Genomic DNA, 22,285 nt, shown 5'->3' on the forward strand with positions numbered 1-22,285 from the left:
AATTATTGTTGTTTTCTAGTTAAAATAAAGCTCCCTAGAAAATATAAAATTAACGAAAATACTGCCGATAAAATTGTGTTAATTAACACAGATAATAAGTTATTAAAACTAAAGTTGATCAACAAAAAAACGACAAAATGATGTATGAGTGTTAAAGACGCTACAAAATTGAATATTTTACCAAATGATTCTTGATTCATTTCGAAAAACTCGTAGTCTACTTCTGTCTTTTGGAAGAATGTTCTAAAAAAACCAGTTCTCAAATAAGCAATTAAAGTAGTTGCCATTGCATGAATACCTCCAGAATCTGTAAACATATCCACTAATAATCCAAGTAAAAAAGCTAAAGATATTATTGGGAAACGATTCGTTTTATAAGGGTAAATAAAAATAAAAGCAATGTAAATGTATGGGTTTACATAACCTAAAAATCTAATATTGTTTAAAACTAATACTTGCATTAGAATTAAACTCACAAAAATTATAGCTAGATAGAAAGGTTTCCTACTCATTATTTACGTTTTCTAAAGCTTTGATTTCTTTTTGATGAAAGTTTTTAATGATGTAAATGTTTTCAAGATTACTCATGTCATTAAAAAGCTTGATGTTTATTCCATTGGTTTTATCTGTAACAGTTCCTATTAAAATTCCTTTAGGGAAAATAGTTGAATTCCCTCCAGTCATTATAGTGTCACCAATATTTATTTTTGCTTCTCTAGGAATATCAAGTAACTGGACAGTGTTATAATTTTCACCATCCCAACTCAAAGAACCAAAATAAGGACTACTTTTTAGTCTTGCATTTACTTTACTATTTCTATTTAATATCGATCGAACTCTAGAGTAATTATTTGAAGAAGCATCTGTAATACCAATAATACCTTTGTCATTTATTACAGCCATTTCTTTATTTACCCCATGTTTTAATCCACGATTTATAGTTAGATAGTTGTAAGGTTTATGAAATTCATTTTTATTGATTTTACCATCAATATATTTAAATTGCTGATTAAAGTTATTTGTATCTACCGCAGTTTTAGTGTAAATGCTGTCAAGAAAATATTCAAGCTTCGATAACTTATTTTTTAATGTTAAGTTTTCTTGAATTAAAATCTGGTTTTCGTCTTTTAAGTTTAAGTAGTTTTTAAGATTACTCTTTTTCTCATAAACACTTCCAGTAATAGTATTAGCAGAACTAATAAATTTACTTCTATGGTAGCTATGATTATTGATTGTTAAAGTGAAACCAATAATTTGTAACAGCAAAAAAAACAGAAAGTATTTATATTTCTGAATAAAATAAATAAGCTGTTGCATAACTTTTAGCTAACTAATACGCTCTTGTATTTATTTAAATTCTTTAAAGCAATACCTGTTCCTCTTACTACAGCTCTTAAAGGATCTTCAGCAACATAAACAGGTAAATCAGTTTTTCTTGATAATCTTTTATCTAGTCCTCTTAACATAGATCCACCACCTGCTAAATAAATACCAGTATTGTAGATATCTGCTGCTAATTCAGGTGGAGTTTTCGAAAGAGTTTCCATTACAGCATCTTCAATTCTTAAAATAGATTTATCTAGTGCTTTTGCTATTTCTCTGTAAGAAACTTGCACTTGTTTTGGTTTTCCACTTAATAAATCACGACCTTGAACCATCATATCTTCTGGTGTTTCGTCTAAATCTTCAGTGGCTGCACCTATTTGAATTTTCATTTTCTCAGCAGTAGTCTCTCCTACATATAAGTTATGCTGAGTTCTCATGTAGTACATGATATCACTAGTAAATAAATCACCAGCAACTTTTACAGATTGATCGCATACAATACCAGCTAAAGCTATGACTGCGATTTCTGTAGTACCACCTCCTATATCAATGATCATGTTACCTTTTGGTTCCATAATATCTACTCCAACACCAATTGCAGCAGCCATTGGTTCATAGATTAGATAAATTTCTTTGGCATTCATATGACGAGCAGAATCAATTACGGCTCTCTTTTCTACCTCAGTAATCCCAGAAGGAATACAAATAACCATTCTTAGAGAAGGTGGGAATATTTTTTTTCTAATTGCAGGAATTTGTTTTACAAACTCCTTAATCATTTCTTCAGAAGCTTGAAAGTCGGCAATTACACCATCCTTTAAAGGACGAATAGTTTTAATGTTTTCATGGGTTTTACCTTGCATTTGTTGGGCTTCTTTACCCGTAGCAATAATTTTTCCATTAACTCTATTTCTCGCAACAATCGAAGGACTATCGATAACTACCTTGCCATCATGTATGATAAGTGTATTCGCAGTGCCTAAATCGATTGCGATATCCTCCGTCATAAAGTCAAAAAATCCCATAAAAAATATTTAAAAGTGTAACCCGTTTATGTATTCTCACAAATCTAATAAAAAAAACGTTAGAAAAAACACCTTAAACATTAATGTTTAAAGTGTCTTGTTCCTGTAAACACCATCGACAATCCATTGTCGTTACAGTAGTTTATACTTAATTCGTCTTTTATAGAGCCTCCAGGTTGGATAACTGATTTAATTCCAGCGTTATCTGCGATTTCTACACAGTCTGGGAACGGGAAAAAAGCATCACTTGCCATTACAGCATTTTCTAAATCAAAACCAAAACTTTTTGCTTTGTCAATTGCTTGTCTTAATGCGTCGACACGACTTGTTTGTCCAGTTCCACTAGCACATAATTGCTTGTTTTTAGCTAAAACAATAGTGTTTGATTTCGTATGCTTACATATTTTAGAAGCAAATAATAAATCTTCTATTTGTTCAGATGTAGGTTTAGAAGAAGTAGGGTATGATAAATCTTCTACGCTATCTGTTTTTGCATCTTTATCTTGAACTAATAATCCATTCAAAGAAGTTCTTACAATTTGATTTGGTAAAGCCACTTCTTTTTGAACTAAAATAATTCTGTTTTTCTTTCCTTTTAATATTTCTAAAGCATCATCATTGAAGCTTGGAGCAATAACAACTTCGCAGAATAATTTATGAATTTCTTCAGCAGTTTCTTTGTCTATTGTAACATTAGAAATTAAAATTCCTCCAAAAGCAGAAACTGGATCACCAGCTAAAGCATCTACATAAGCTTGGTGTACAGTTTCTCTTTGAGCAAAACCACAAGCATTGTTATGTTTTAAAATAGCGAATGTAGGAGCTTCTCCTTTAAATTCGTTGATTAAGTTTACAGCAGCATCTACATCAAGAAGATTGTTATAGCTCAATTCTTTACCATGTAATTTGTCAAACATAGCATCTAAATCTCCAAAGAAATATCCTTTTTGATGTGGGTTTTCACCATATCGTAAAGTTTTAGCTGTGGTTTCACTAGCTTTAAATACAACTTCATCTTCATTAAAATAATTAAAGATAGCTGTATCGTAATGTGAAGAAATGTTGAATGCTTTAGCAGCAAACTTTTTTCTATCAGCAATTGAAGTTTCTCCGTTATTTTCTGAAATTAAATTTAAAAACTCATCGTATTGTTCCATTGAAGAAATAATTACGGTATCTTTAAAATTTTTCGCCGCAGCTCTGATAAGAGAAATACCTCCGATATCAATTTTTTCGATAATATCTTGCTCGCTAGCGCCAGAAGCTACCGTTTTTTCAAAAGGATACAAATCAACAATTACTAAGTCGATTTGTGGAATATTGAATTCTGAAAGTTGAGCTACGTCACTTTCATTTTCTTGTCTGTTTAAAATTCCTCCAAAAATTTTAGGGTGTAATGTTTTTACTCTCCCACCTAAAATTGAAGGGTAATCTGTAACACTTTCTACAGGAACAACATCGATACCTAATTCAGAAATAAATTTTTCGGTACCACCAGTAGAGTATATTGTTACTCCTAAATCATTAAGTTTTTTTGCTAAAGGTGCTAATCCATCTTTGTGAAAAACAGATATAAGTGCAGATTTAATTGTTTTATTGCTCATGTTTGTTGTGTTGTTAATGAGCGCGCAAATTTACTAAAACTTGAATTTTACTGCAATTGTTTGAAGAGGGTTTTTAAAAGAAAAACCGGAAAAACTTGTTAATAACTTAAAAGTTTTTCCGGTTTAAAGTTTTTTTATTGACTTTTTATTCTGCGTTTTCAAGGAAATCTCTTACCCAAAGAGCTATTCTTTCCAGTAAAGTCAATTTTCCGGCATCGGTAGATTTACCCAAGCCTTCATAATTAGGGATATTTCTACTCATCATTAGGGGATTTAAAGATTAGTAATAAAATTGTTGATAACTTTTTACAAATCTATACAAAAAAACTTTATAACCAAGTAATTAGCTAGTTTTTTGCAAAAAAAACGAAACTTTTTCGCAAATAAACTCTAAAAGTTCTTCATCTTTTTCAGAAAATGGATTAATTGTATGAGAATCAATATCTATTTGACCAATATTTTCTCCATCAACAAAAATTGGAATTACAATTTCAGATTTTACCTTCCAACCACATGAAATATAGTTGTCTTGTTCTGTAACATCTTGAACAACAAAGTTTTCATTGCTAACTGCAACTTGTCCGCATATACCTTTTCCAAAAGGAATAATCGTATGCTCTGTTGGTTCTCCTGCAAATTGTGCTAGTTTTAATTCTTCTTTATCTCCATTTTTAAAATAAAAACCAACCCAATCATAATACGATATTTCTTCTTTTAAGTAATCGCATATGTTTTGTAGTTTTTCTTCTAAAGTAACTTCATTATTAAAAATAGCTTCAGATTTAGCTTTTAAATTTTCAATATTCATTTTTATAACATCTTTAGGTTGTTAACTTCTTGTTGTGTTAAAGTTCTGTATCTACCGCGTGGTAAATTTTTCTTTGTTAATCCTGCAAAGATAACTCGATCTAATTTTACAACATGATAACCAAAGTGATCAAATATTTTTCTTACGATTCTATTTCTACCTGAATGAATTTCTATTCCTACTTCTGTTTTCTTTTCACCTTCAACATAAGAAACAGCATCAATAAAAACTTTACGACCTTCAATTACCACATCACCTCTTAGTTTTTCTAGATCAGATAGTGTTAACTTTTTATCTAACGAAGCATGATATAGTTTTCGTACATTATGTTTAGGATGAGTTAGTTTTTTAGCCAATTCACCATCGTTAGTAAATAATAATAATCCTGTTGTGTTTCTGTCTAATCTACCTACTGGATATATACGTTCCTTAGTCGCATTACCTATTAATTCCATTACAGTTTTTCTACCACGATCATCATCCATAGTGGTAATGTAATTTTTAGGTTTGTTTAATAAAACATATTTTTTTTCCTCAATAGAAATTAAAGTTCCATCAAAACGTACAGCATCATCAGGTTGAACTTTATATCCCATTTCTGTAACCAATTTACCGTTTACAGTAACACTTCCATGTTCGATAAATGTATCGGCTTCTCTTCTTGAACAAATTCCAGAGTTAGAAATAAATTTATTTAAACGAATTCCTGTATTCTCCTCTTTTTTAGGTGTATTAGTAGTTTTCTTTACAGGTTTTCTGAAATTAGATTGTTTTCTTGAGCGAGGATTGCTGTTCTTTCCAGCTTGTCGTCCTCTCGACGAGTTATTTTTATTCATCTTATAATGATTTTTAAAACGGCCGCAAATATAACTCAAATATTTGATTTTCAGTATAAGGTATAGTGAATTTAATTTTAGTTTTATTGTTTGGTATTAAACACTTTAACCGTATTTTTCTATGATTTCTTTTTTGCTGTTTAATTGAAGTTTTTCATAAATGTTTCTAGTGTGAGTTTTAATAGTGTTCACAGATAAGAAAAGTTCTTCGGCTATAGAGGCATAACTTTTTCCTTTTGCAAGTAAAGCTAGGATTTCATTTTCTCTATCTGATAGTTTTTCTTCTTTAGGTGTTTGAAATGATTCAACAACCTTTCGTGCAATTTTACTACTCATTGGTGCGCCACCGTTAATCGATTGTTCTAAAGCATTAATTAATTCAGAAGGAGTGATGTTTTTAGTCAGATAACCTATGGCTCCTGCACATAAAGCTTCAAAAATATATTTTGAATTTTCATGAACAGAAACAATAATAGGAGCAATGTTAGGATTTATTTTCTTAATTTCTTTAATAGCTTTTATTCCGTTCATTCCTTTGAGTTGTATATCAACTAACATAAACTGAACGTTTGAATATTTTTTTACAAACTCAATAGCTTCTTCACCAGATTGAAATCCTTTTAAGGTTTTAAATTTTTCTGAGTTGTTTATGATTTCACTAAAAGAATCTAATATGTTTTTATGGTCTTCAATGATTATTACATTTAATTTATCCATTTTGTTTATTTAGTGTACCGTTAAAAATAATTTCTGTTCCTTTTTCATTTTTTATTACGAGTTTTTGTTCTATAGCTTCAGATCTGAAAAACATATTTTGAAGTCCGTTAGATTCTTTTATTGTTCCGTAATTCAAACCAATACCGTTATCGTTTAATTTTATTTTTAATTCGTTTTCTTGTAAATGAAAATTTAATTCAACTTTTGAAGCCTGGCTATGTTTTAAAGCATTTGTCATAGCTTCTTTAAAGATTAGTGCAATTTGTTTACTCCAATAAAATGGGAGAGTAATTTCAGAATTTATAAAGTTGTTGTTTGTGTAAAACTGTATACCTGAATTCTCGAATAAATTTTCCCCAAAATCATTCAAGTAAAAAACGAGTTGTTTTAAATTGTCATTTTGATGATCTAGTGACCAAATAAAATCTTTTACACCTTCATATAAATAATCAGCATCTTTTTTTATTTGATGCAGTTTTTTTGTTTTGATATGGGTATTAGAGTTATAATTTTCATCAATTAACATATTAGACATAATTGAAATGCTAGCGATTTTATTACCAAGTTCGTCATGGAAATCTCTAGCTATATTTTTTCTCACCTCTTTAAGAGCTAATTGTAGTTCTTCGTTTTTCCTTAAATTTTCTTTGAATAACTTATTTTTTGCAATACTCTTTTTAAGTTGGAAGAATAATAATGCTATGATAGGTACGGCAATAATTAAAGTAATAATTGTGTAAAACCATGTTTGTTGATACCAAGGGAATTGAATTTTAAAATAATAAGGTTTGCTGTAACGCCAATTACTTAAGTTGTCTTTGTACTTAAAAGTTATAGCATAACGATCTTGCTTTAAGTTTTTAAAGTCTAAAACTTGATTTGTAGTTGTAATCCATTTTTGATTATTTAATTTATAATGTATTTGAATGGATTCTGGATTAAAATAATTTATAGTGTTTATGGTGAATTTACTTTTATTTTGGCTGATAATGAGTTTTGTTTTTTTCATTTCAGTAAAAGCTTCAGCATTATTGTATTTAAATAATCCTTTGTTTCCTATGGCATAAATAAAATTATCTAGTTGATCTATCTTTTTTATATCCATGGATTTTTGTCCAAAACTAGCTCCTATTGTATAAAAATGATTGTTGTTGTAAACAGCCAACCCTTTTGATGTGCCAATCCAGATTTTGCCAAAATTATCAACAAATAAATCGTTAATGTGATTGCTAGGGAGTCCATTCTTTTTGGTTAGATGTAACGTTTCTTTTGGGGAAACTTTAAAAATTCCATTATTTGTTCCAATCCAAAAAGTATCTTTTTTTATAATTAAATCTTTATAGTATTTACTTTTAATATTCTTTTTTAAACTCCAGTTTTCAATTTTACCGGTTATAATATCCAACGAGAAAATCCCAGATCTACCAATAGCAACGTAGATTTTATTTTTTTTCTGCATGACATTATTTATAAAGGTGTAATCATTAGATAAAAACCAATCATGTTTTAATAATTTTTTATTCTTATAAATAAAAAACTCAGATCTCTTTAGTACAACTTTATAGTCTTTATAAGTAAAACAGTATTCTTTAAAAATATCGTTGGTGATTGTTTTGTTGTCAATTTTAAAATTGAAGTTAGTTTTAGACTTAAAAGGAGTTATAATTTTTATATTGTTAGAACTGGTTTCTTGTATAGCTTCTGAAAAGAAAGGTGTCTTTTTGTGAAGTATTTTATTTTTTGATGAAATTTTATACAAGACATTTGGAGCGATCGTATATACATTTTTATCAATAACAGTAATATCTCTTAAATCAGAATTAAAGAAATAAGAACTATCCATAAAACTATCATTTGCATTCAAAACCTGATATATTCCTTGACCATATGTCGTAATCCATAGATTTTTTTCGTTGTCTATTAAAAAATCAGATATTTTACTTTTAATATTCAGTTTTTCTGAAATATTAGTGAGCCTTTTGCTCTTTAAATCAAAGGCGTAAATTTTAGATTCTCCGTTTTGTTTGAATAAAAATGTGAAGTAAATTTTATTATTGCCGATTTTAGATTGAATTATTTTACCATTAAGTTTTAAATGTTTTTTAAATAGTAATTTGCCTTTTTTGAAAATAGATAAACTATCGTTTGAACCAATAAGACTGAAATCGTCTTTTCTATCAAAAGAATGAATGATTTTGTTGTATTCAGGCGGGCCTACTACTTTTTCAAAACTTTGATCTACAATTTTGTAAATTCCTTTAAGCTTATTGTGTTTTTCACCATATAAATTAGAACTAAATATAAAAGCTTCATTATTAGTATGAGTTGTATTTATATGTGGTATAGATACACCTCTTATTTTATCATCTGTCTTTTTAATAAAAGGGTAAAGCTTGTTGTTTTTTAAATCAAGAGTTATTCGTTTTATTGTTTTCTTTTTTACATCATAAAAAAATTGAGAAAAATTTGAAACTGCAAAAATGGTAGAATTATTGATTTTGTAGATCTGATATATCTTTGTGTACTTGTCGTTCTTTATCTCTAGTTTAGAGATACTATCATTTTTCAACGTGTGAAGACCGCCTCCCCAGGTTGCTATATAAAATAGATTCTCTTTTTTGTCTTCAATAATATCAATTACATAATTAGATGTTAAGCCTTCATCTGAAAAATTTTTGAATTCTTTTCCATTAAACTTACTCAATCCATCATCAGTTCCAATCCATAAAAAACCTTTTTGGTCTTGAATGATTTGATACGTAATATCATGAGGTAATCCTTGTTCAGTAGTGTAGTGCTTGTAGATTAAATCTTGAGTAAAAGACTTTAAAGAAAGTAGCAAGGAACATAAAAGTAAAAGCTTTTTTATAATTCAATAGGTTTTAAGGTTGATAAGCAAATATTATGAAAAAAAATATGAAAAATTCACCCATTTCGGGTGAAAAAAAATCAATTCTATTCAGGTAGTTTTGTGAAGAAGGGAAACAAAAATAATTGCAATACAAATTGTTTTAATGAAATAGACATACACCTTGAGTGTCTAAAAATTGTTCAAGGAATATCAATCTTTTAAATTATTTTATAATGAAAAAACAAATTTTAAACTTAGGAGAAGTTTTAAGTAAAAAAGAGCAAAAGAATGTTTTAGGAGGGTTTAGACCTTTAGATGAATCTGATGTTCCAGATTGTAAATGTTGGGTATTTGTATTACCGTTTGGAGGAAGATGTTTAAGTACAACGCAAACTTGTGCAGAATTAGAAGAGCCACAGCAGTAATTCTGATTATAATTATAGAAAGTCTTAGAAGATTATGTCTTCTAGGACTTTTTTATTAAAAATTAAACAACTATAAAATGAAAAATTGCCCGTATTGTGGTTCAGAGAAAAGAATAAGAAAAAACAGAAAAGGAATAGCAAGATATTTTAATTTTTTAAAGTTTTACAATTGTTTAGATTGTAGAAAAAATTATTATTGGATTGACTTGCTTCAAAAATCATACAAGTTAAAGCATCTAACTTAACTTTAATTCAGTTGCTTTATAACTTTGTCTAGTAATAAAGATTTATCAATTAATAATAAACTAAACACGCCAATTAATAATAGTATTTTTAAAATATTATGAATTAATTGGTATTGTTTTTTAGTGTAAGATTTCCAAGTGTAAAAACCGATAATAGTTAAGGTAATTCCGGCTAAATAAAAATAATATTTCATGTACTGAATAGCCGGGTAATCAAATAAAACAATAACTGGTACTAGTGTTAATCCTAATAGAAAAAAGATAAATTGCTTTGTTTTCTTTTCACCATAAACAACAGGGAAGGTATTGTAATTGTTTACTATTGCTCCTTTAATATTCTCTAAATCTTTAATGAGTTCTCTTACGACAATAACAAAAAATAAGAAAAATGCGTGAACAAAAATTACTTTCGAAAAATTCTTGTAATGAACAAAGATTACGAAAAAAGGAAGAATTGTTAATACAGTAACACTAAATAAACCAACTAAAGGATATCGTTTTAGTTTATGCGAGTACAGCCATATTCCAAAAATATAACAAGCGAAAAATATTCCTGCTCTCCAAGATACTAGCCATCCAAAAGTAAAGCCTGTAAAGTTTAAAAGAAAGTATAAAGAAAGTTTTGTTTCTTGTTTAATCTTCTCGTCTAGCGTACTTTTTATGGGTTTGTTTATTTTGTCTGCTTTTACATCATAAAAATTGTTAATGATATATCCACCAGCAATTACGTAAACTGTAGCAAGTACTAAGTACAATAAATGCCAATCTAATAAAACGTGCTTTAACGATTTGTTTTCAGAGAAAATGAAAATAGCCGCAAGATATTGAGCGGCTATTAATACTAATATGTTATACCCTCTTACAACAGATAGTAAGCTTAATAGTTTTACCAATAAATTTCTGTCGTAAAACTTCAGGTTCATAGGTGTTTAAAATCGGTACACTAGTTCAAGTTTGTAATCTTTTAAACTAGTCTTTGCTTTTTCATAGTCTTCTGTAAAACCTAAAATGTAGCCTCCACCACCAGATCCACATAATTTTAGGTAATAATCGTTGGTTTGTATACCGTTTTCCCAAACTTTATGAAAAGCATTAGGAATCATTGGTTTAAAATTAGTTAAAACAACTTTAGAAAGTTGCTTTACGTTTGAAAAAAGAGATTTTACATTTCCTTTTAAGAAATCTTCAATGCAAGCATCTGTATAAGTAACAAACTCGTCACTTAACATTTTTCTAAAACCTTCATTTTTCATTTTATTCATAAAAAGGCTTACCATTGGTTCAGTTTCGCCTACTTGTTCTGAATCTAGTAAGAAAACAGCTCCTTTTCCTTCTTTTTGAGATGGAATTCCTGTAGCTTCAATATTTTCTTTAGAATTGATAAGAATTGGTAAACTTAAATAAGAATTTAATGGGTCTAATCCTGAACTTTTACCATGGAAAAAAGATTCCATTAAAGAAAAAACTTCCTTAAGTTTTAATAATTTATCTCTAGTTAAGTTTTCAAGAACAGTTATTTTATCATTAGCATATTTGTCATAAACAGACGCAACTAAAGCTCCAGAACTTCCAATTCCGTAACCCATTGGGATAGAAGAATCGAAATACATTCCAGAATCGATATCATTTTTTAATTCAGCTAAATTAAAAGAAACTATTTCAGTGTTTAATTCAACTAAATAATTATAAAAATCACTTAAGCATTGGTTTGATTTCAATGCTTGACCAGATAAATTTTTAGAAACTTTTAAAGCTCCTTTGTAAGAGTTAAAAGGAATTGCTAATCCTTTCGAGTCTTTGATGATACCGTATTCTCCAAAAAGTAGAATTTTAGCGTAAAATAAAGGTCCTTTCATTTTTCTGAATTCTTTCTAAATACAAAGATACTCAATATTTAATAAACATTTTTGTAAAAGGTTTTCCAAACCCCAACTTTTTCACCGTCTTTGTATTTTCCTCTAGTTTTAATTTTTCCGTTTTTGTAAAAAGTTTTCCAAACTCCATTTTCTTTTCCATTTCTAAATCGTCCTAAAGATTGTAGTTCACCAGTTTTAAAATAAGTTCTCTTGGGGCCGTTTACAATGCCGTTCTTATAGCTTATTTTTTTAGAAAGTGTGCCATCAATATCATAGTAATTAACGATTCCTTCGAATAATTCATTATTAATTTTTGAATTACTACTGTAACCTTCTAAATATCGATTTCCGTTTTTGTAAAATTTTACAATCCAATATCCATTTTTAACCTTTTTGGGCATTGGAACATAAAAAACAGCTTCAGTTTGTTTTACTTCTTTCCAGTTATTATCGTACCATGTAGTTTTTTGAGCTAAAATATTAACCGAGAAAAAAACAAATAATAAGATAAATACAATTCTCATAAAAAAATTAAATTAAGGCTGCTCCGTTTCCTGAAAAATCATGAATATATTGACCTTTTTGACAATATTGAGAAAGCTTTTGATCTATAAAACTATGGATTTTTTCTTTCTCATTATTAGGATATAATAAATGAACATTTGCACCAGCATCTAAAGTGAAACAAACATTGCTATTTGTTTTAGTTCTGTATTCCCAAATTTCATTAATAATCTTTAAAGTATTAGGTTTCATTAAAATGAAATAAGGATCGCTAGTAAGCATCATTGCATGTAAAGTTAAGGCTTCACTTTCTACTAGTTTAATGAACTCTTTGATGTTACCAGTTTGTAAAATTTTAGAAATTTTACTCAAATTATCATTTGCTTGTTTGAAACGATTTTCTGCGTAAGGATGATCGAACATTAAGTTGTGACCAACAGTACTCGAAACTTGTTTTTCTCCTTTGTCAACTAATAAAATAGTGTCTTGGTAGTTGTCAAAAATTGAGTGAACATAATGAGGGAATTTCACACCATATAAATCAGAGCTTGTTTCAAAATCATCGTGTTTTCCCCAAATTACTAAAGGTCCTTCGATACTTCTACTTGCACTACCAGAACCTAAACGAGCTAAGAAAGAAGCTTTTTGATTGAAAAAATCTTCAGAAATTGTATTGTCTAATGATTTTTCTAAACTCATTAAGCATGCAGCTATAGCACTCATTCCGCTTGCGGAAGAAGCAATTCCACTACTATGAGGAAACGAGTTCTCTGAATGAATTTCCATTTTATATTCTAAAATATAGGGACAGTAGGTGACTATTCTTTCAAAGAAGGTAGCTATTTTAGGTTTAAATTCATCTTTCTTTTTTCCTTCGAAAAATAATTCAAAATCTGCTTCTTTTACTCTTTTAGTTTTGGTAAAAGCAATTTTAGTCTTTGTATGGCAATTACTTAAGGTAAAACTTATTGAAGCATTTTTTGGTAGTTGAGGATTGGTTTTTCCCCAGTATTTAACTAAAGCTATATTACTTGGGGTTTTCCAAGTTACAGTAGTTTCTTTGATTGAAAAATCTAATTCTTTAGGAATAAAAGAAGTTGTGTTAATACTCAAACCTTTAATTTTTGTGTAAAGATAGCCTTTCACTTAAATACCTGTCAACTTTTGTAGTGTACTTTCTTTATAATTTCGACTTATAGGAATTGCTTTGTTATTTATTTCTATAAATTCATTGGTGTAAGCATCTATAAAATGAACAGCTACTATAAAAGATCTATGTACTCTAATAAACAGTTTTTCTGGTAATTTATTCTCTATGTTACTTATAGTTTCTCTTGTGACTATTGTTTTTTCTTGAAGATGAATTTTAAGGTAATCACTTAAACTTTCAATGTAAATAATATCTTTGTAGTTAACTTTTACCATTTTCCTTTCAGATCTAACAAATAGAAAGCTCTCATTACTGTTTTTATTTTCAGTCTTTTGAATGGTTTGTCTTTTTTGAGGTATTTTTTTTATGGCTTGTAAAAAACGATCGAATGCAATTGGTTTTAGTAAATAATCGATTACGTTAAGGTTAAAACCATCAATGGCATAATCGCGATATGCTGTAGTGAAAATTATATGTGCATCTGAATTTACAATTTTAGCTAAGCTTAAACCATTAATCTCAGGCATATTAATATCTAGAAAATACACATCTGCTTCGTTTTCTTGTGCAAATTGAATGGTTTCTAATGCATTTGAAAAACTAGCAACTAAAGATAAATTGGGTGTTTTTTGTATAAAAGATTCTATGATTTCTCTAGCAACAGGTTCGTCATCAACAACAACACAAGTAAATATATTATTCATTTCTAGCTGGTATTTTTAGTTGTACTTCGTAAACATTGTCTGACGATTTAGTTTCAAGAGTAAAATTATTTTGAAATAACATCGTGAGTCTTTTTTTAATATTTGTTAATCCAATTCCTTTTTTTGATTTCATAAAATTCTTATGAGAATTTGAAATTGAAAAGTCGATTGAGTTTTCTGAAGTTTTAATATTAATATCAATAGTTAAAGTTCCATTAATCTGCATACCATGTTTAAAAGCATTTTCTACAAATGGAAGAAAAATCATAGGAGAAATTAAAAGAGAATCTTTGTGTATTTCTTTTAAGAATTTGACATCTAAACTATCTTGAAATCTCATTTTTTCTAAAGAGATGTAATCTTCAATATGTTGTATTTCGTTAACAAGAAGTACTTCAGGTTTTTCAACTTGATATAAGATATAATCTAAAAGACTCGAAAGTTTTAAAATCATATCTGGAGCTTCGTCTGCCTTTTTAAGAGCAAAACCATATAATGTGTTTAGTGTATTAAACAAGAAATGAGGGTGAATTTGCATTTTCAAATACTTTAATTCTTGTTCTTTTAATTGTAGTTGTGTTTGTAAAAATTTGTTTTTTAGATCTTCATCTCTTAATGTTGACTTATAATTTTGAATCAATAATCCTATCATAATTGTAATTAAAACAATAAAATAAACTCCGAAGATTATAAATAAAACTGTTTTCTTAAATGGTATTACATTGTTAATAAGTAATTTTTGAGAGAAAATCAATCCATACAGAATTGAAAGAACGATAAAGAAAAAAGCTACAATAAAGGTATAAGCTGTATATAAAATAAATAATCCGATTTTTTTATTGAGTAAGTACTTTGGGATAAGAAAATATAAAAAAAAGTATCCCATGTTAATAGTTATAGGCATTAAATACAGTGAAAAGTTATTTATATATGCTGTGTTACTCGTGCCATAACCTAAAAAGTAAGTGTAAAATGTATAGACTCCAACCCAAAAAGAAAGATGTAGGAAAATAAATAATGTTTGGCGTATGTAAACATTTGAAATACTCATAGCACGCAATATCTGTTTTTTTTCATTGAAAAGTAATGTTTTGAGATAGAATTCTGAAAAACTGAGATGAATAACTGATTTATTTGACAAGCCTAAAAAAATGGTAGATTTGAGAGTTAAATTTGTTGAAAGTCGATAAAAAAATTAAACAAAGAAAATCAAGAATAGATTTGAGGTATATTAACTTTAAAAACAATTAATGATGAGATTTTTATTTTTCGGACAGTTTTCAGATAGAATGAGAGAAGGTGGAGCAGATTTTATGTACCCTATATTATTCATGTTATTAATATGTATCGGTCTTAGCATTTATGCTTTTTTGAAAATTGAAAAGGTGAAAAAACTTAAAGAAATTATTAGTCATGTGAGTTTATTTGCTTTAGTGTACGGTTTTTTGGGTATGATGATCGGTTTAATTGGTGCCTTTGACGCTATTTCTATGGCTAATGATTTTAGTACACAAATTGTAGCAGCAGGATTAAAAATAGGTTTACTGTCTCCCACATTTGGCATGTTTACTTTTTTAATTGCGCGTATAGGTATTATCGCATTAACAATTAAAGCAAAGAACGAAAACGCTTAGTTCAATCCATTTAATTTGTTAAAATTCAATAAAATGAAAAAAAGTATCTTTTTTTTAGCGGGATTTCTATGTGTGTTTTTTACCTGGAGTCAGAGTGAGAATCTAGCAGAAATCGATAAATTATTTACCAATTTAGCTTCAGAAAATAAAGCTATGGGAACGATATCTATTTTTAAAAATGGAAATGAAGTGTTCAATAAATCTACAGGTTTTATTTCTATTGAAGATAAATTAGAAGCTAATGCTTATTCCAATTATAGAATTGCTTCAATTACTAAAACTTACACCGCAACTATCATATTGCAATTAATAAGCGAGAAGAAATTAACTCTTAATACAAAATTGAGTAGTTTCTTTCCTAAAGTGCCAAATTCTGAAAATATCAGAATACAAGATATGTTGTATCATAGAAGCGGACTGTTTAATGTTACAGAAATTCAAGGTTTTTCAACTTGGATTGCAGATTATAGAACTCGTGAAGAAATGTTAGAAAAGATTCAAGGAACTACATCTGTTTTTAATCCAGATTCAAAAGCGTCATATTCAAACACGAATTTCATATTGTTGTCTTATGTTGCTGAGGAGATTGAAAAGAAACCGTACGCTAAGATTTTTGAGGAAAGAATAGCTGATGCTATAGATTTAGATCATACTTATTTAGGAAAAGATATTGCAGTAAAAGACAATGGAGCTAAATCGTATTATTTTGAAAATGATAAATGGAATCCAGTTGAATTAATTACAAATATTAACGGCCCAATTGGAGCTGGAGGAATTGTTTCAACGGCTACGGAAGTGAATATTTTCTTTGATCGTTTATTTTCTGGAAAATTATTGTTTGATAATTTTTTAAAACAAATGACAACACCAAAAGAAGGTTTAGGAATGGGACTTTCTATTTTTCAATATCGCGGGATGAATTTGTACGGACATAATGGTTCTATTGATGGATTTCGATCGATAGCAGGATACATTCCGAGTAAAAAAGTTGGTTTTACCATAACTTGTAACGGAGTTAATAAAGTAAGTTTATCAAATCTTATTTTTAAAGTTTTAGATCTATATTTTAAAAACGACCCATCTATGCAAAGTAATTCTTTAGTGAAGTTAAAAGCTGAAGATTTAGATCCTTTTTTAGGAGTTTATGGAGGTGCAACTTTTCCTTTCAAAATTACATTCACTAAAGAGAAAAATATTTTGATGGCTCAAGCTACGGGACAGCCAATATTCAACTTAATAGCGTTAAAGAAAAATGTGTTTAAATACGATGCTATGGGAATTCTCTTCAATTTTAATAAGAAAGATAATACAGTGCTAGTGAAATTTCAGGGGAAAGAGCATTTGTTGAAAAAAGAAAAAGTATGAGAAGTGTATGTATAGTCGTATTTACTTTCTTTTTCATGAGTTTGTTTTCTCAACAAGAAGGAGATAAATATAGAAGTCAAGGAGAGTTAGAAAAATCAATTCAAGCTTATAAAACCGCATTTGATCAAGATGCAACTAATTCAAAAAACACCTACAATTTAGCATGTGCTTATGCTTTGTCCCATCAAATAGATAATGCATATCGTTATTTACTTAAAGCTTTAAAAGATGATAGTTCATTATGGGTTTTGGCTGATAATGATTTGTTATCGTTGCATGATGATATTCGATGGAAAACTATTGAGGCGAATCAACTCGACAAATATCAAAAAGAAAAAGGAGAGTTGAAAAAGCCAGAGTATACAAGAAAACTTCTTAGGCTAATTGTTAGAGATCAGATGTTTGATTATCATATGGATATGGCGAAACAGTTTTTTGTAAAAAATGGAAAAGCACCACATTGGTACTACCCGTTAGCATTTGTCAAAAAGCAAACGACAAAAGAAAATTTTATCAAACTAGAAAAGTTGATAAAAAAATATGGTTGGCCTACATATGAAGATGTTGGAAAACTAGCCGCAGATGGTCCTTTGTTGGTTATCAATCATCATGAAAAAGAAGCAATTAGAATAAAGTATTTACCGAGAATAAAAGAAGCTTGTGTAAAACAACAAGGAAGTTGTGTTGAATTTGCGAAAATTCAAGATAGAATATTGGTAAATACAGGCAAAAATCAGTTATATGGAATGCAGTTTGCTTACGATTTAAATCATAAGTTAGAGCCTTTGCCAATTTTTGAACCTGAATATGTAGATCAAAGGAGAGCAGAAATAGGTTTGCCGCCACTTAAAGATTACCTTAAAAGAAAAATTAATTATGATTTTAATATAAAGCAGAAAAGAAAATAGTTGAATAATTGTATTGGTACATTAAATACCCTTTTCAAATTAGAATTGGGTATTTTTGCATTATGAGTAGAAAAATAAAATTGATTTGGGATTTTAAAGGTCCAGATGCTTTAGAAACAGCAAAACATCATTGTATACATTTAAAAGAATTTGCTCAAATAGAAAGCTTAGATGTTTATGAAATTGATCATAAAGAAATCAATGAAATGTATACGTTAGCTTTTGTAACTGTAGACGAATCTATAATGAAAATATTTCGAGACGCATTAAAACCACATCGAGGAGAATTGGCTTAGTTTACTTCTTTTTGAGTTATTTCTTCGAAAGTAATATCGTAATCTTCTCTAATTGTACCCATTATTCTATCCCAGAACAAGAAGTATAAACCATAATTACCATTAAATCGCTTGTGATGTAAGTTATGAGCTGTGGAGGTATTAATCCATTTTCCAATAAATGTTTTATGAAAATTTTTTGGGTATAACTCAAAACCTAAATGACCGTAAACGTTATATATAATTTGGAATAAGAAAAATAAACCAAACGCAGAAATATGAACTGGTAATGTGAATGCAATCAATGGAGCAATTAAAGATTCAATAAATCCTTCTAAAGGGTGAAAAGCATAAGCTGTCCAAGGAGAAGGGTTTGTAGATTTATGATGAATTAGATGAACTTTTCTGTATAATTTGGGATGATGCATTAATCGATGTGCCCAATAAAAATATGTATCATGAAGAAAAAGCATCCAAGCCCAACTAAAAATATAGTATCCGATACTATATTCATTAAAGTCAAAATAAATATTGGTGTAGGAAATTAAATAATAAAAGATAATTAAAGAAACCGTCGAAAATATTAGTATAGAGATTAAAGAATAACGAATATCTCTTTTGTAATCTTTTAGTTTAGGTATTTTTTTCTGAATTTTTCTAAACCATAAGCTGTTTTTAAACATCTTGTAAAATAGAAAGAAAGCTATACTGGCTGTAATTAAATAACGAATCAAAATTTTAAAAGCACCATTAGCCCAAAACTCTAAAAAACTATTGCTATTTGTCATACTTTAAATGTAATGTAATTTAAAATGCATTCAAAACATTTAGGTTGTATTAAACTTAAATGAGTTTATATTAATATTGTATATTTAAATAGAGTAGAAACTAATTATGGGGCAAAAAACAACTTTAATAGTATTCCTTTTTTTGAGTTTAATAATAAAAGCTCAACATCAATATGTTACTAATAAAGGTCATGAATCATTAGAAAAAGCAATATATGTAAGTCATGAGATGATAGAAGGAAGAACGGCTTATTTTGAAAGGCAAGCAGAAGAAAAACCATTAATGTTTCAAAAAACAAGAGTTTTAATTGGTGAATTAAATAGATTGTCTAACAATGTGAAAAGTTATATTGATACTATTCAAAGAGAGGTAAATACAGAGCGAGTTGTTTACGATTTGTTAGAAGAGAATTTCTATAAAAAAATATTGTTTACTCCTCAAGGAAAGCTTACTAAAAGAGCAAAGCGATTAAAGATTAAAATTGATAGTTTGTATAATTTTTCATTAAAAGTTAATGTGCATAGATTATCTCAACTAGAGAATTTTTCAAAAGAACATTTTAAAACCGATAATGAATATTATGATTTTGATGAGAATAAGCTAACCTTTTTCGAGCATTTATTTTACGATAAAACGAATTATGGTATTATGATGTCGATGTATTATCTTACCTTAGATGTACAAACATTTCAGTTATTGTATTACGGAACAGTAATGAGTTATTAACTAAAAAAAAGAATAAGTTATGTATTTAATTAATTTACATGCAGTACCTAAAAAAGGAACAGAATATTTTGAAAAAGTTGTTGGAGCTTATGTTAGCGTGTATATAGATTATGTTGATGGAGAAGGAGCTATTCAATTGGCGAAATATTATACTGAAGAAGAAGGCTGGTTAGTACAAAATGTAGAAGATGATTTTTACGAAATAGACAATCCAGACGAATTAGAAAAAGACTATAAAGATCATTACAATGAAGCCAAAGAATGTGGATATACAATGGTTTTCAATTGTTATGAATCTGTTGAAGAGTAGTTTTTCTTTAAATCAGAATCTTAAAGTTTAAATTAGTAGTTAGTAAAGTGTTTTTATTAACTACTAATTGCATTGGCGCAGATAAAACCTCCTGTCCAAGCATTTTGGAAATTAAACCCACCAGTAACCGCATCGATATTTAGAATTTCACCAACAAAAAACAAATTTTGATGTAACTTACTTTCAAAACGTTTGAAGTTAATTTCTTTTAAATCAATTCCACCGGCTGTTACAAACTCATCTTTAAATGTAGATTTTCCTTCCGCAAAAAATACAGCATTTGTTAACTGTTCTGCCAACTGAGAAGTTTGTGTTTTTGTAATATTAGCCCAATTTTGCTGCAATTCAATATGAGAAGCATTTAAAAAACGTTCCCATAAACGTCTAGGAATTTCACTAAAAGGAGATTTTAATCCAATTTGTTTTTTTGCGTTTACTTTCTTTAAACGATTTAATTCTTCTGTAATTTGATTGGTTGATTTAGATAACCAATTTACAGCAACTTTATAACTGTACTTTTTCTCTGCTAAAATTCGCGCCCCAAATGCAGATAATTTTAAAACAGCAGGTCCACTTAATCCCCAGTGCGTAATTAAAAGTGGTCCGAAGTTTTCAAGTTTACTGTCTAGTATTTTCACACTAGCATTGGGAACAGAAATTCCACCTAAATCTTTAATTCTTTCGTCTTTAATATTGAAAGTGAATAGAGAAGGAACAGTGTTAATGACAGAATGCCCTAGTTCTTCAGAAAGCTCCCAAATCTTTTTACTACTACCAGCAGCTACAACTAATTTATCAGCAATAAAAGAATTATTTTTTGTGTTAATAACCCAATTATTTTCTTGTTGATAAAATGAAGTTACATTTTGACTTGTTAACACTTTGATATTTAGTTTTTCAACAGCTTTTTGAAAACAGTCGATAACAGCCTGAGAAGTATTAGCTTCAGGAAAAACACGATTGTCATTTTCAATTTTTAATGGAACATCTCTGTTTTCAAACCATTCAAAAGTATCGCCAGTCATAAATTGATGGAAAGGACCTAAAAGTTCTTTACTTCCTCTTGGGTAAAATTTTATAAGTTCTTTTGGCTCAAAACAAGCATGAGTAACATTACAACGTCCTCCACCAGATATTTTTACTTTTTGTAATACATCTTTACCTTTTTCAAGGATGGTAATATCTAAGTCGGGATTTAATTCTTTTGCATTAATTGCTGTGAAAAAACCAGCAGCTCCACCGCCTATAATTACGATTTTATTCATAAAACCATTTCGTTGTAAGGAATGATAATTTCAAAACCTTTGTTCTTAAAATATTCAGGAGTTTCATTATTTCCTGTAGCTAAAACAAAATCTCCACCCCAAGCGCCTAAACTTTTTACAGTGCCAAAATAATCTGAAAATAATCTATCTTTTACTTTGGGTAATTCGATAATAGAGGAAACTAAATTTTCGTGAGTATTTAGTAAATCTTCAAAATCAGATAAGTTTTTCGATGTAATTAAATCTTTAGAGATTTGAGAAATAAGTTGAATTTCGTTTTCTAATTTATGTCTTTTTTCCTTGTATCTTTTTATACCCTCTCTACTGTTTTGCTTTTGATTTAAAAAAACAAAATACAAGTCGTTTGAAAAAGTAGGAGAGAAGTTCACTTCTGTAATAGTAGGTTTTTTATCTTCTAATTGATAAAAAATAGGTGAATTGTGTTTTGCACAAGCAATATCATAACCACTGCCAGAAAAAGCATTCCAAAGTAAAGTGAAAGGATTCACTTTTGCCCAAGATGCAATGTTATTGATTAATGTAGATGAGCTTCCCAATCCCCAATTTTGTGGAAAAGTTAAATGAGTTTTTACAACATAACCCTGACTAGAGTTCAGAAAATCTGGATTTAACTTCCTGGCTTCTTGTAAAATATTTTGTAAAGTTTCAGCTATTTGATCAGAACTTTCTTCTTGATCTGAGTTGAAAGTAGCAGAGGTTAAACGAAGTTTAGGTACATCAAACGAAGCTTCAAACCAACATTCGCCAGTATTAGTAAAACTTCCCCAAATTAATTCAGGTTGATCTATTGGTGTTACCGTTAAATCTTGTCCATATTTTGTTGGAACAGCTAAAGAAGTTGCTCCGTCTAAAACAAGATACTCTCCTGTTAATAATAATTTTCCGTTACTGTAGTGTTTTTCCAAATCTAAATTTAGGTTTGAATAATCGTTTATTGTTTT

General features: G+C 28.7%; 24 protein-coding genes. 7 read left to right on the forward strand and 17 right to left on the reverse strand.

Features of this window, described 5'->3' with window-relative positions:
• Positions 1 to 2 precede the first annotated feature (2 nt).
• From mreD to Q1A46_RS02495, 8 genes are all read right to left on the reverse strand, one after another.
• A complete protein-coding gene (gene mreD, locus Q1A46_RS02460) occupies positions 3 to 512 on the reverse strand; it encodes a rod shape-determining protein MreD (protein ID WP_299673636.1) in 510 nt (169 codons plus the stop codon).
• Positions 505 to 1,317, reverse strand: coding sequence for a rod shape-determining protein MreC (gene mreC / locus Q1A46_RS02465; protein WP_299673638.1), 813 nt, complete (start codon positions 1,315 to 1,317; stop codon positions 505 to 507). Before mreC ends, mreD begins: the two co-directional genes overlap by 8 nt.
• 5 nt (positions 1,318 to 1,322) lie before the next feature.
• Complete coding sequence (locus Q1A46_RS02470; protein ID WP_095070021.1) at positions 1,323 to 2,351, reverse strand: rod shape-determining protein; 1,029 nt, start codon at positions 2,349 to 2,351, stop codon at positions 1,323 to 1,325.
• Between the two features lie 80 nt (positions 2,352 to 2,431).
• Complete coding sequence (gene purH, locus Q1A46_RS02475; protein WP_299673641.1) at positions 2,432 to 3,955, reverse strand: bifunctional phosphoribosylaminoimidazolecarboxamide formyltransferase/IMP cyclohydrolase; 1,524 nt, start codon at positions 3,953 to 3,955, stop codon at positions 2,432 to 2,434.
• 343 nt (positions 3,956 to 4,298) lie between these two features.
• On the reverse strand, positions 4,299 to 4,763 hold the full coding sequence (locus Q1A46_RS02480) for a GAF domain-containing protein (protein WP_299673643.1): 465 nt from the start codon (positions 4,761 to 4,763) through the stop codon (positions 4,299 to 4,301).
• 2 nt (positions 4,764 to 4,765) lie between these two features.
• A complete protein-coding gene (locus Q1A46_RS02485; RefSeq protein ID WP_299673645.1) occupies positions 4,766 to 5,599 on the reverse strand; it encodes a pseudouridine synthase in 834 nt (277 codons plus the stop codon).
• 105 nt (positions 5,600 to 5,704) lie between these two features.
• On the reverse strand, positions 5,705 to 6,316 hold the full coding sequence (locus tag Q1A46_RS02490) for a response regulator transcription factor (RefSeq protein WP_299673647.1): 612 nt from the start codon (positions 6,314 to 6,316) through the stop codon (positions 5,705 to 5,707).
• A complete protein-coding gene (locus tag Q1A46_RS02495) occupies positions 6,309 to 9,158 on the reverse strand; it encodes a two-component regulator propeller domain-containing protein (protein WP_299673649.1) in 2,850 nt (949 codons plus the stop codon). Before Q1A46_RS02495 ends, Q1A46_RS02490 begins: the two co-directional genes overlap by 8 nt.
• 242 nt (positions 9,159 to 9,400) lie before the next feature.
• Here Q1A46_RS02495 and Q1A46_RS02500 point away from each other — a divergent pair, with 242 nt between their 5' ends.
• On the forward strand, positions 9,401 to 9,592 hold the full coding sequence (locus Q1A46_RS02500; protein WP_299673651.1) for a hypothetical protein: 192 nt from the start codon (positions 9,401 to 9,403) through the stop codon (positions 9,590 to 9,592).
• A 247-nt stretch (positions 9,593 to 9,839) separates the two neighbouring features.
• Here Q1A46_RS02500 and Q1A46_RS02505 read toward each other — a convergent pair whose 3' ends face one another.
• The 6 genes from Q1A46_RS02505 to Q1A46_RS02530 are packed head-to-tail and all read right to left on the reverse strand — an operon-like array spanning position 9,840 to position 14,937.
• The gene (locus tag Q1A46_RS02505; RefSeq protein ID WP_299673653.1) at positions 9,840 to 10,760 is read right to left on the reverse strand and encodes a geranylgeranylglycerol-phosphate geranylgeranyltransferase; all 921 of its coding nucleotides are present in this window, start codon (positions 10,758 to 10,760) and stop codon (positions 9,840 to 9,842) included.
• Between the two features lie 6 nt (positions 10,761 to 10,766).
• The gene (locus tag Q1A46_RS02510) at positions 10,767 to 11,693 is read right to left on the reverse strand and encodes a mevalonate kinase (RefSeq protein ID WP_299673655.1); all 927 of its coding nucleotides are present in this window, start codon (positions 11,691 to 11,693) and stop codon (positions 10,767 to 10,769) included.
• A gap of 38 nt (positions 11,694 to 11,731) precedes the next feature.
• Positions 11,732 to 12,217, reverse strand: coding sequence for a toxin-antitoxin system YwqK family antitoxin (locus Q1A46_RS02515; protein WP_299673657.1), 486 nt, complete (start codon positions 12,215 to 12,217; stop codon positions 11,732 to 11,734).
• Between the two features lie 7 nt (positions 12,218 to 12,224).
• On the reverse strand, positions 12,225 to 13,304 hold the full coding sequence (gene mvaD / locus Q1A46_RS02520) for a diphosphomevalonate decarboxylase (protein WP_299673757.1): 1,080 nt from the start codon (positions 13,302 to 13,304) through the stop codon (positions 12,225 to 12,227).
• 39 nt (positions 13,305 to 13,343) lie between these two features.
• On the reverse strand, positions 13,344 to 14,051 hold the full coding sequence (locus Q1A46_RS02525) for a LytTR family DNA-binding domain-containing protein (RefSeq protein ID WP_299673659.1): 708 nt from the start codon (positions 14,049 to 14,051) through the stop codon (positions 13,344 to 13,346).
• Positions 14,044 to 14,937, reverse strand: a complete 894-nt coding sequence (locus Q1A46_RS02530; protein ID WP_299673661.1) for a sensor histidine kinase — start codon at positions 14,935 to 14,937, stop codon at positions 14,044 to 14,046. The genes Q1A46_RS02525 and Q1A46_RS02530 overlap by 8 nt, the downstream gene beginning before the upstream one ends.
• Before the next feature lie 367 nt (positions 14,938 to 15,304).
• Between Q1A46_RS02530 and Q1A46_RS02535 the strand changes: the two genes are divergently transcribed.
• From Q1A46_RS02535 to Q1A46_RS02550, 4 genes are all read left to right on the forward strand, one after another.
• Positions 15,305 to 15,685 carry a MotA/TolQ/ExbB proton channel family protein gene (locus tag Q1A46_RS02535; protein WP_299673663.1) on the forward strand — a complete coding sequence of 127 codons (381 nt, stop codon included), beginning with the start codon at positions 15,305 to 15,307 and terminating at the stop codon, positions 15,683 to 15,685.
• A gap of 33 nt (positions 15,686 to 15,718) precedes the next feature.
• A complete protein-coding gene (locus tag Q1A46_RS02540; protein WP_299673665.1) occupies positions 15,719 to 17,050 on the forward strand; it encodes a serine hydrolase in 1,332 nt (443 codons plus the stop codon).
• Entirely contained in the window at positions 17,047 to 17,958 is a 912-nt protein-coding gene (locus tag Q1A46_RS02545) for a DUF6624 domain-containing protein (RefSeq protein WP_299673667.1), read from the forward strand. The genes Q1A46_RS02540 and Q1A46_RS02545 overlap by 4 nt, the downstream gene beginning before the upstream one ends.
• A gap of 62 nt (positions 17,959 to 18,020) precedes the next feature.
• The gene (locus Q1A46_RS02550; protein ID WP_299673669.1) at positions 18,021 to 18,254 is read left to right on the forward strand and encodes a hypothetical protein; all 234 of its coding nucleotides are present in this window, start codon (positions 18,021 to 18,023) and stop codon (positions 18,252 to 18,254) included.
• Here the strand turns inward: Q1A46_RS02550 and Q1A46_RS02555 are convergent.
• The gene (locus Q1A46_RS02555; protein ID WP_299673671.1) at positions 18,251 to 19,021 is read right to left on the reverse strand and encodes a sterol desaturase family protein; all 771 of its coding nucleotides are present in this window, start codon (positions 19,019 to 19,021) and stop codon (positions 18,251 to 18,253) included. The genes Q1A46_RS02550 and Q1A46_RS02555 overlap by 4 nt on opposite strands.
• A gap of 142 nt (positions 19,022 to 19,163) precedes the next feature.
• Here Q1A46_RS02555 and Q1A46_RS02560 point away from each other — a divergent pair, with 142 nt between their 5' ends.
• Both Q1A46_RS02560 and Q1A46_RS02565 read left to right on the forward strand, forming a co-directional pair.
• Entirely contained in the window at positions 19,164 to 19,748 is a 585-nt protein-coding gene (locus Q1A46_RS02560) for a hypothetical protein (RefSeq protein WP_299673673.1), read from the forward strand.
• 19 nt (positions 19,749 to 19,767) lie between these two features.
• The gene (locus tag Q1A46_RS02565) at positions 19,768 to 20,058 is read left to right on the forward strand and encodes a hypothetical protein (RefSeq protein WP_299673675.1); all 291 of its coding nucleotides are present in this window, start codon (positions 19,768 to 19,770) and stop codon (positions 20,056 to 20,058) included.
• 56 nt (positions 20,059 to 20,114) lie between these two features.
• On the opposite strand, the gene Q1A46_RS02570 is transcribed toward Q1A46_RS02565, so the two are convergent.
• Positions 20,115 to 21,323: an NAD(P)/FAD-dependent oxidoreductase gene (locus Q1A46_RS02570; protein ID WP_299673677.1), complete on the reverse strand. Its 1,209-nt coding sequence runs from the start codon at positions 21,321 to 21,323 to the stop codon at positions 20,115 to 20,117.
• On the reverse strand, positions 21,320 to 22,249 hold the full coding sequence (locus Q1A46_RS02575) for a GYDIA family GHMP kinase (RefSeq protein ID WP_299673679.1): 930 nt from the start codon (positions 22,247 to 22,249) through the stop codon (positions 21,320 to 21,322). Before Q1A46_RS02575 ends, Q1A46_RS02570 begins: the two co-directional genes overlap by 4 nt.
• Positions 22,250 to 22,285 lie beyond the last annotated feature (36 nt).

The sequence above is a fragment of the uncultured Tenacibaculum sp. genome (assembly GCF_947502995.1).
Lineage (GTDB): Bacteria > Bacteroidota > Bacteroidia > Flavobacteriales > Flavobacteriaceae > Polaribacter.

Bases quoted from the DNA above. Each gene is read 5' to 3' on its own strand.
- Q1A46_RS02485 (WP_299673645.1), bottom strand. From the start codon at position 5,599: ATGAATAAAAATAACTCGTCGAGAGGACGACAAGCTGGAAAGAACAGC.
- Q1A46_RS02545 (WP_299673667.1), top strand. From the start codon at position 17,047: ATGAGAAGTGTATGTATAGTCGTATTTACTTTCTTTTTCATGAGTTTG.
- Q1A46_RS02500 (WP_299673651.1), top strand. From the start codon at position 9,401: ATGAAAAAACAAATTTTAAACTTAGGAGAAGTTTTAAGTAAAAAAGAG.
- Q1A46_RS02550 (WP_299673669.1), top strand. From the start codon at position 18,021: ATGAGTAGAAAAATAAAATTGATTTGGGATTTTAAAGGTCCAGATGCT.
- Q1A46_RS02510 (WP_299673655.1), bottom strand. From the start codon at position 11,693: ATGAAAGGACCTTTATTTTACGCTAAAATTCTACTTTTTGGAGAATAC.
- mreD (WP_299673636.1), bottom strand. From the start codon at position 512: ATGAGTAGGAAACCTTTCTATCTAGCTATAATTTTTGTGAGTTTAATT.
- Q1A46_RS02565 (WP_299673675.1), top strand. From the start codon at position 19,768: ATGTATTTAATTAATTTACATGCAGTACCTAAAAAAGGAACAGAATAT.
- Q1A46_RS02470 (WP_095070021.1), bottom strand. From the start codon at position 2,351: ATGGGATTTTTTGACTTTATGACGGAGGATATCGCAATCGATTTAGGC.
- mreC (WP_299673638.1), bottom strand. From the start codon at position 1,317: ATGCAACAGCTTATTTATTTTATTCAGAAATATAAATACTTTCTGTTT.
- Q1A46_RS02480 (WP_299673643.1), bottom strand. From the start codon at position 4,763: ATGAATATTGAAAATTTAAAAGCTAAATCTGAAGCTATTTTTAATAAT.
- Q1A46_RS02515 (WP_299673657.1), bottom strand. From the start codon at position 12,217: ATGAGAATTGTATTTATCTTATTATTTGTTTTTTTCTCGGTTAATATT.
- Q1A46_RS02505 (WP_299673653.1), bottom strand. From the start codon at position 10,760: ATGAACCTGAAGTTTTACGACAGAAATTTATTGGTAAAACTATTAAGC.
- Q1A46_RS02535 (WP_299673663.1), top strand. From the start codon at position 15,305: ATGAGATTTTTATTTTTCGGACAGTTTTCAGATAGAATGAGAGAAGGT.
- Q1A46_RS02555 (WP_299673671.1), bottom strand. From the start codon at position 19,021: ATGACAAATAGCAATAGTTTTTTAGAGTTTTGGGCTAATGGTGCTTTT.
- purH (WP_299673641.1), bottom strand. From the start codon at position 3,955: ATGAGCAATAAAACAATTAAATCTGCACTTATATCTGTTTTTCACAAA.
- Q1A46_RS02540 (WP_299673665.1), top strand. From the start codon at position 15,719: ATGAAAAAAAGTATCTTTTTTTTAGCGGGATTTCTATGTGTGTTTTTT.
- Q1A46_RS02530 (WP_299673661.1), bottom strand. From the start codon at position 14,937: ATGGGATACTTTTTTTTATATTTTCTTATCCCAAAGTACTTACTCAAT.
- Q1A46_RS02525 (WP_299673659.1), bottom strand. From the start codon at position 14,051: ATGAATAATATATTTACTTGTGTTGTTGTTGATGACGAACCTGTTGCT.
- Q1A46_RS02570 (WP_299673677.1), bottom strand. From the start codon at position 21,323: ATGAATAAAATCGTAATTATAGGCGGTGGAGCTGCTGGTTTTTTCACA.
- Q1A46_RS02490 (WP_299673647.1), bottom strand. From the start codon at position 6,316: ATGGATAAATTAAATGTAATAATCATTGAAGACCATAAAAACATATTA.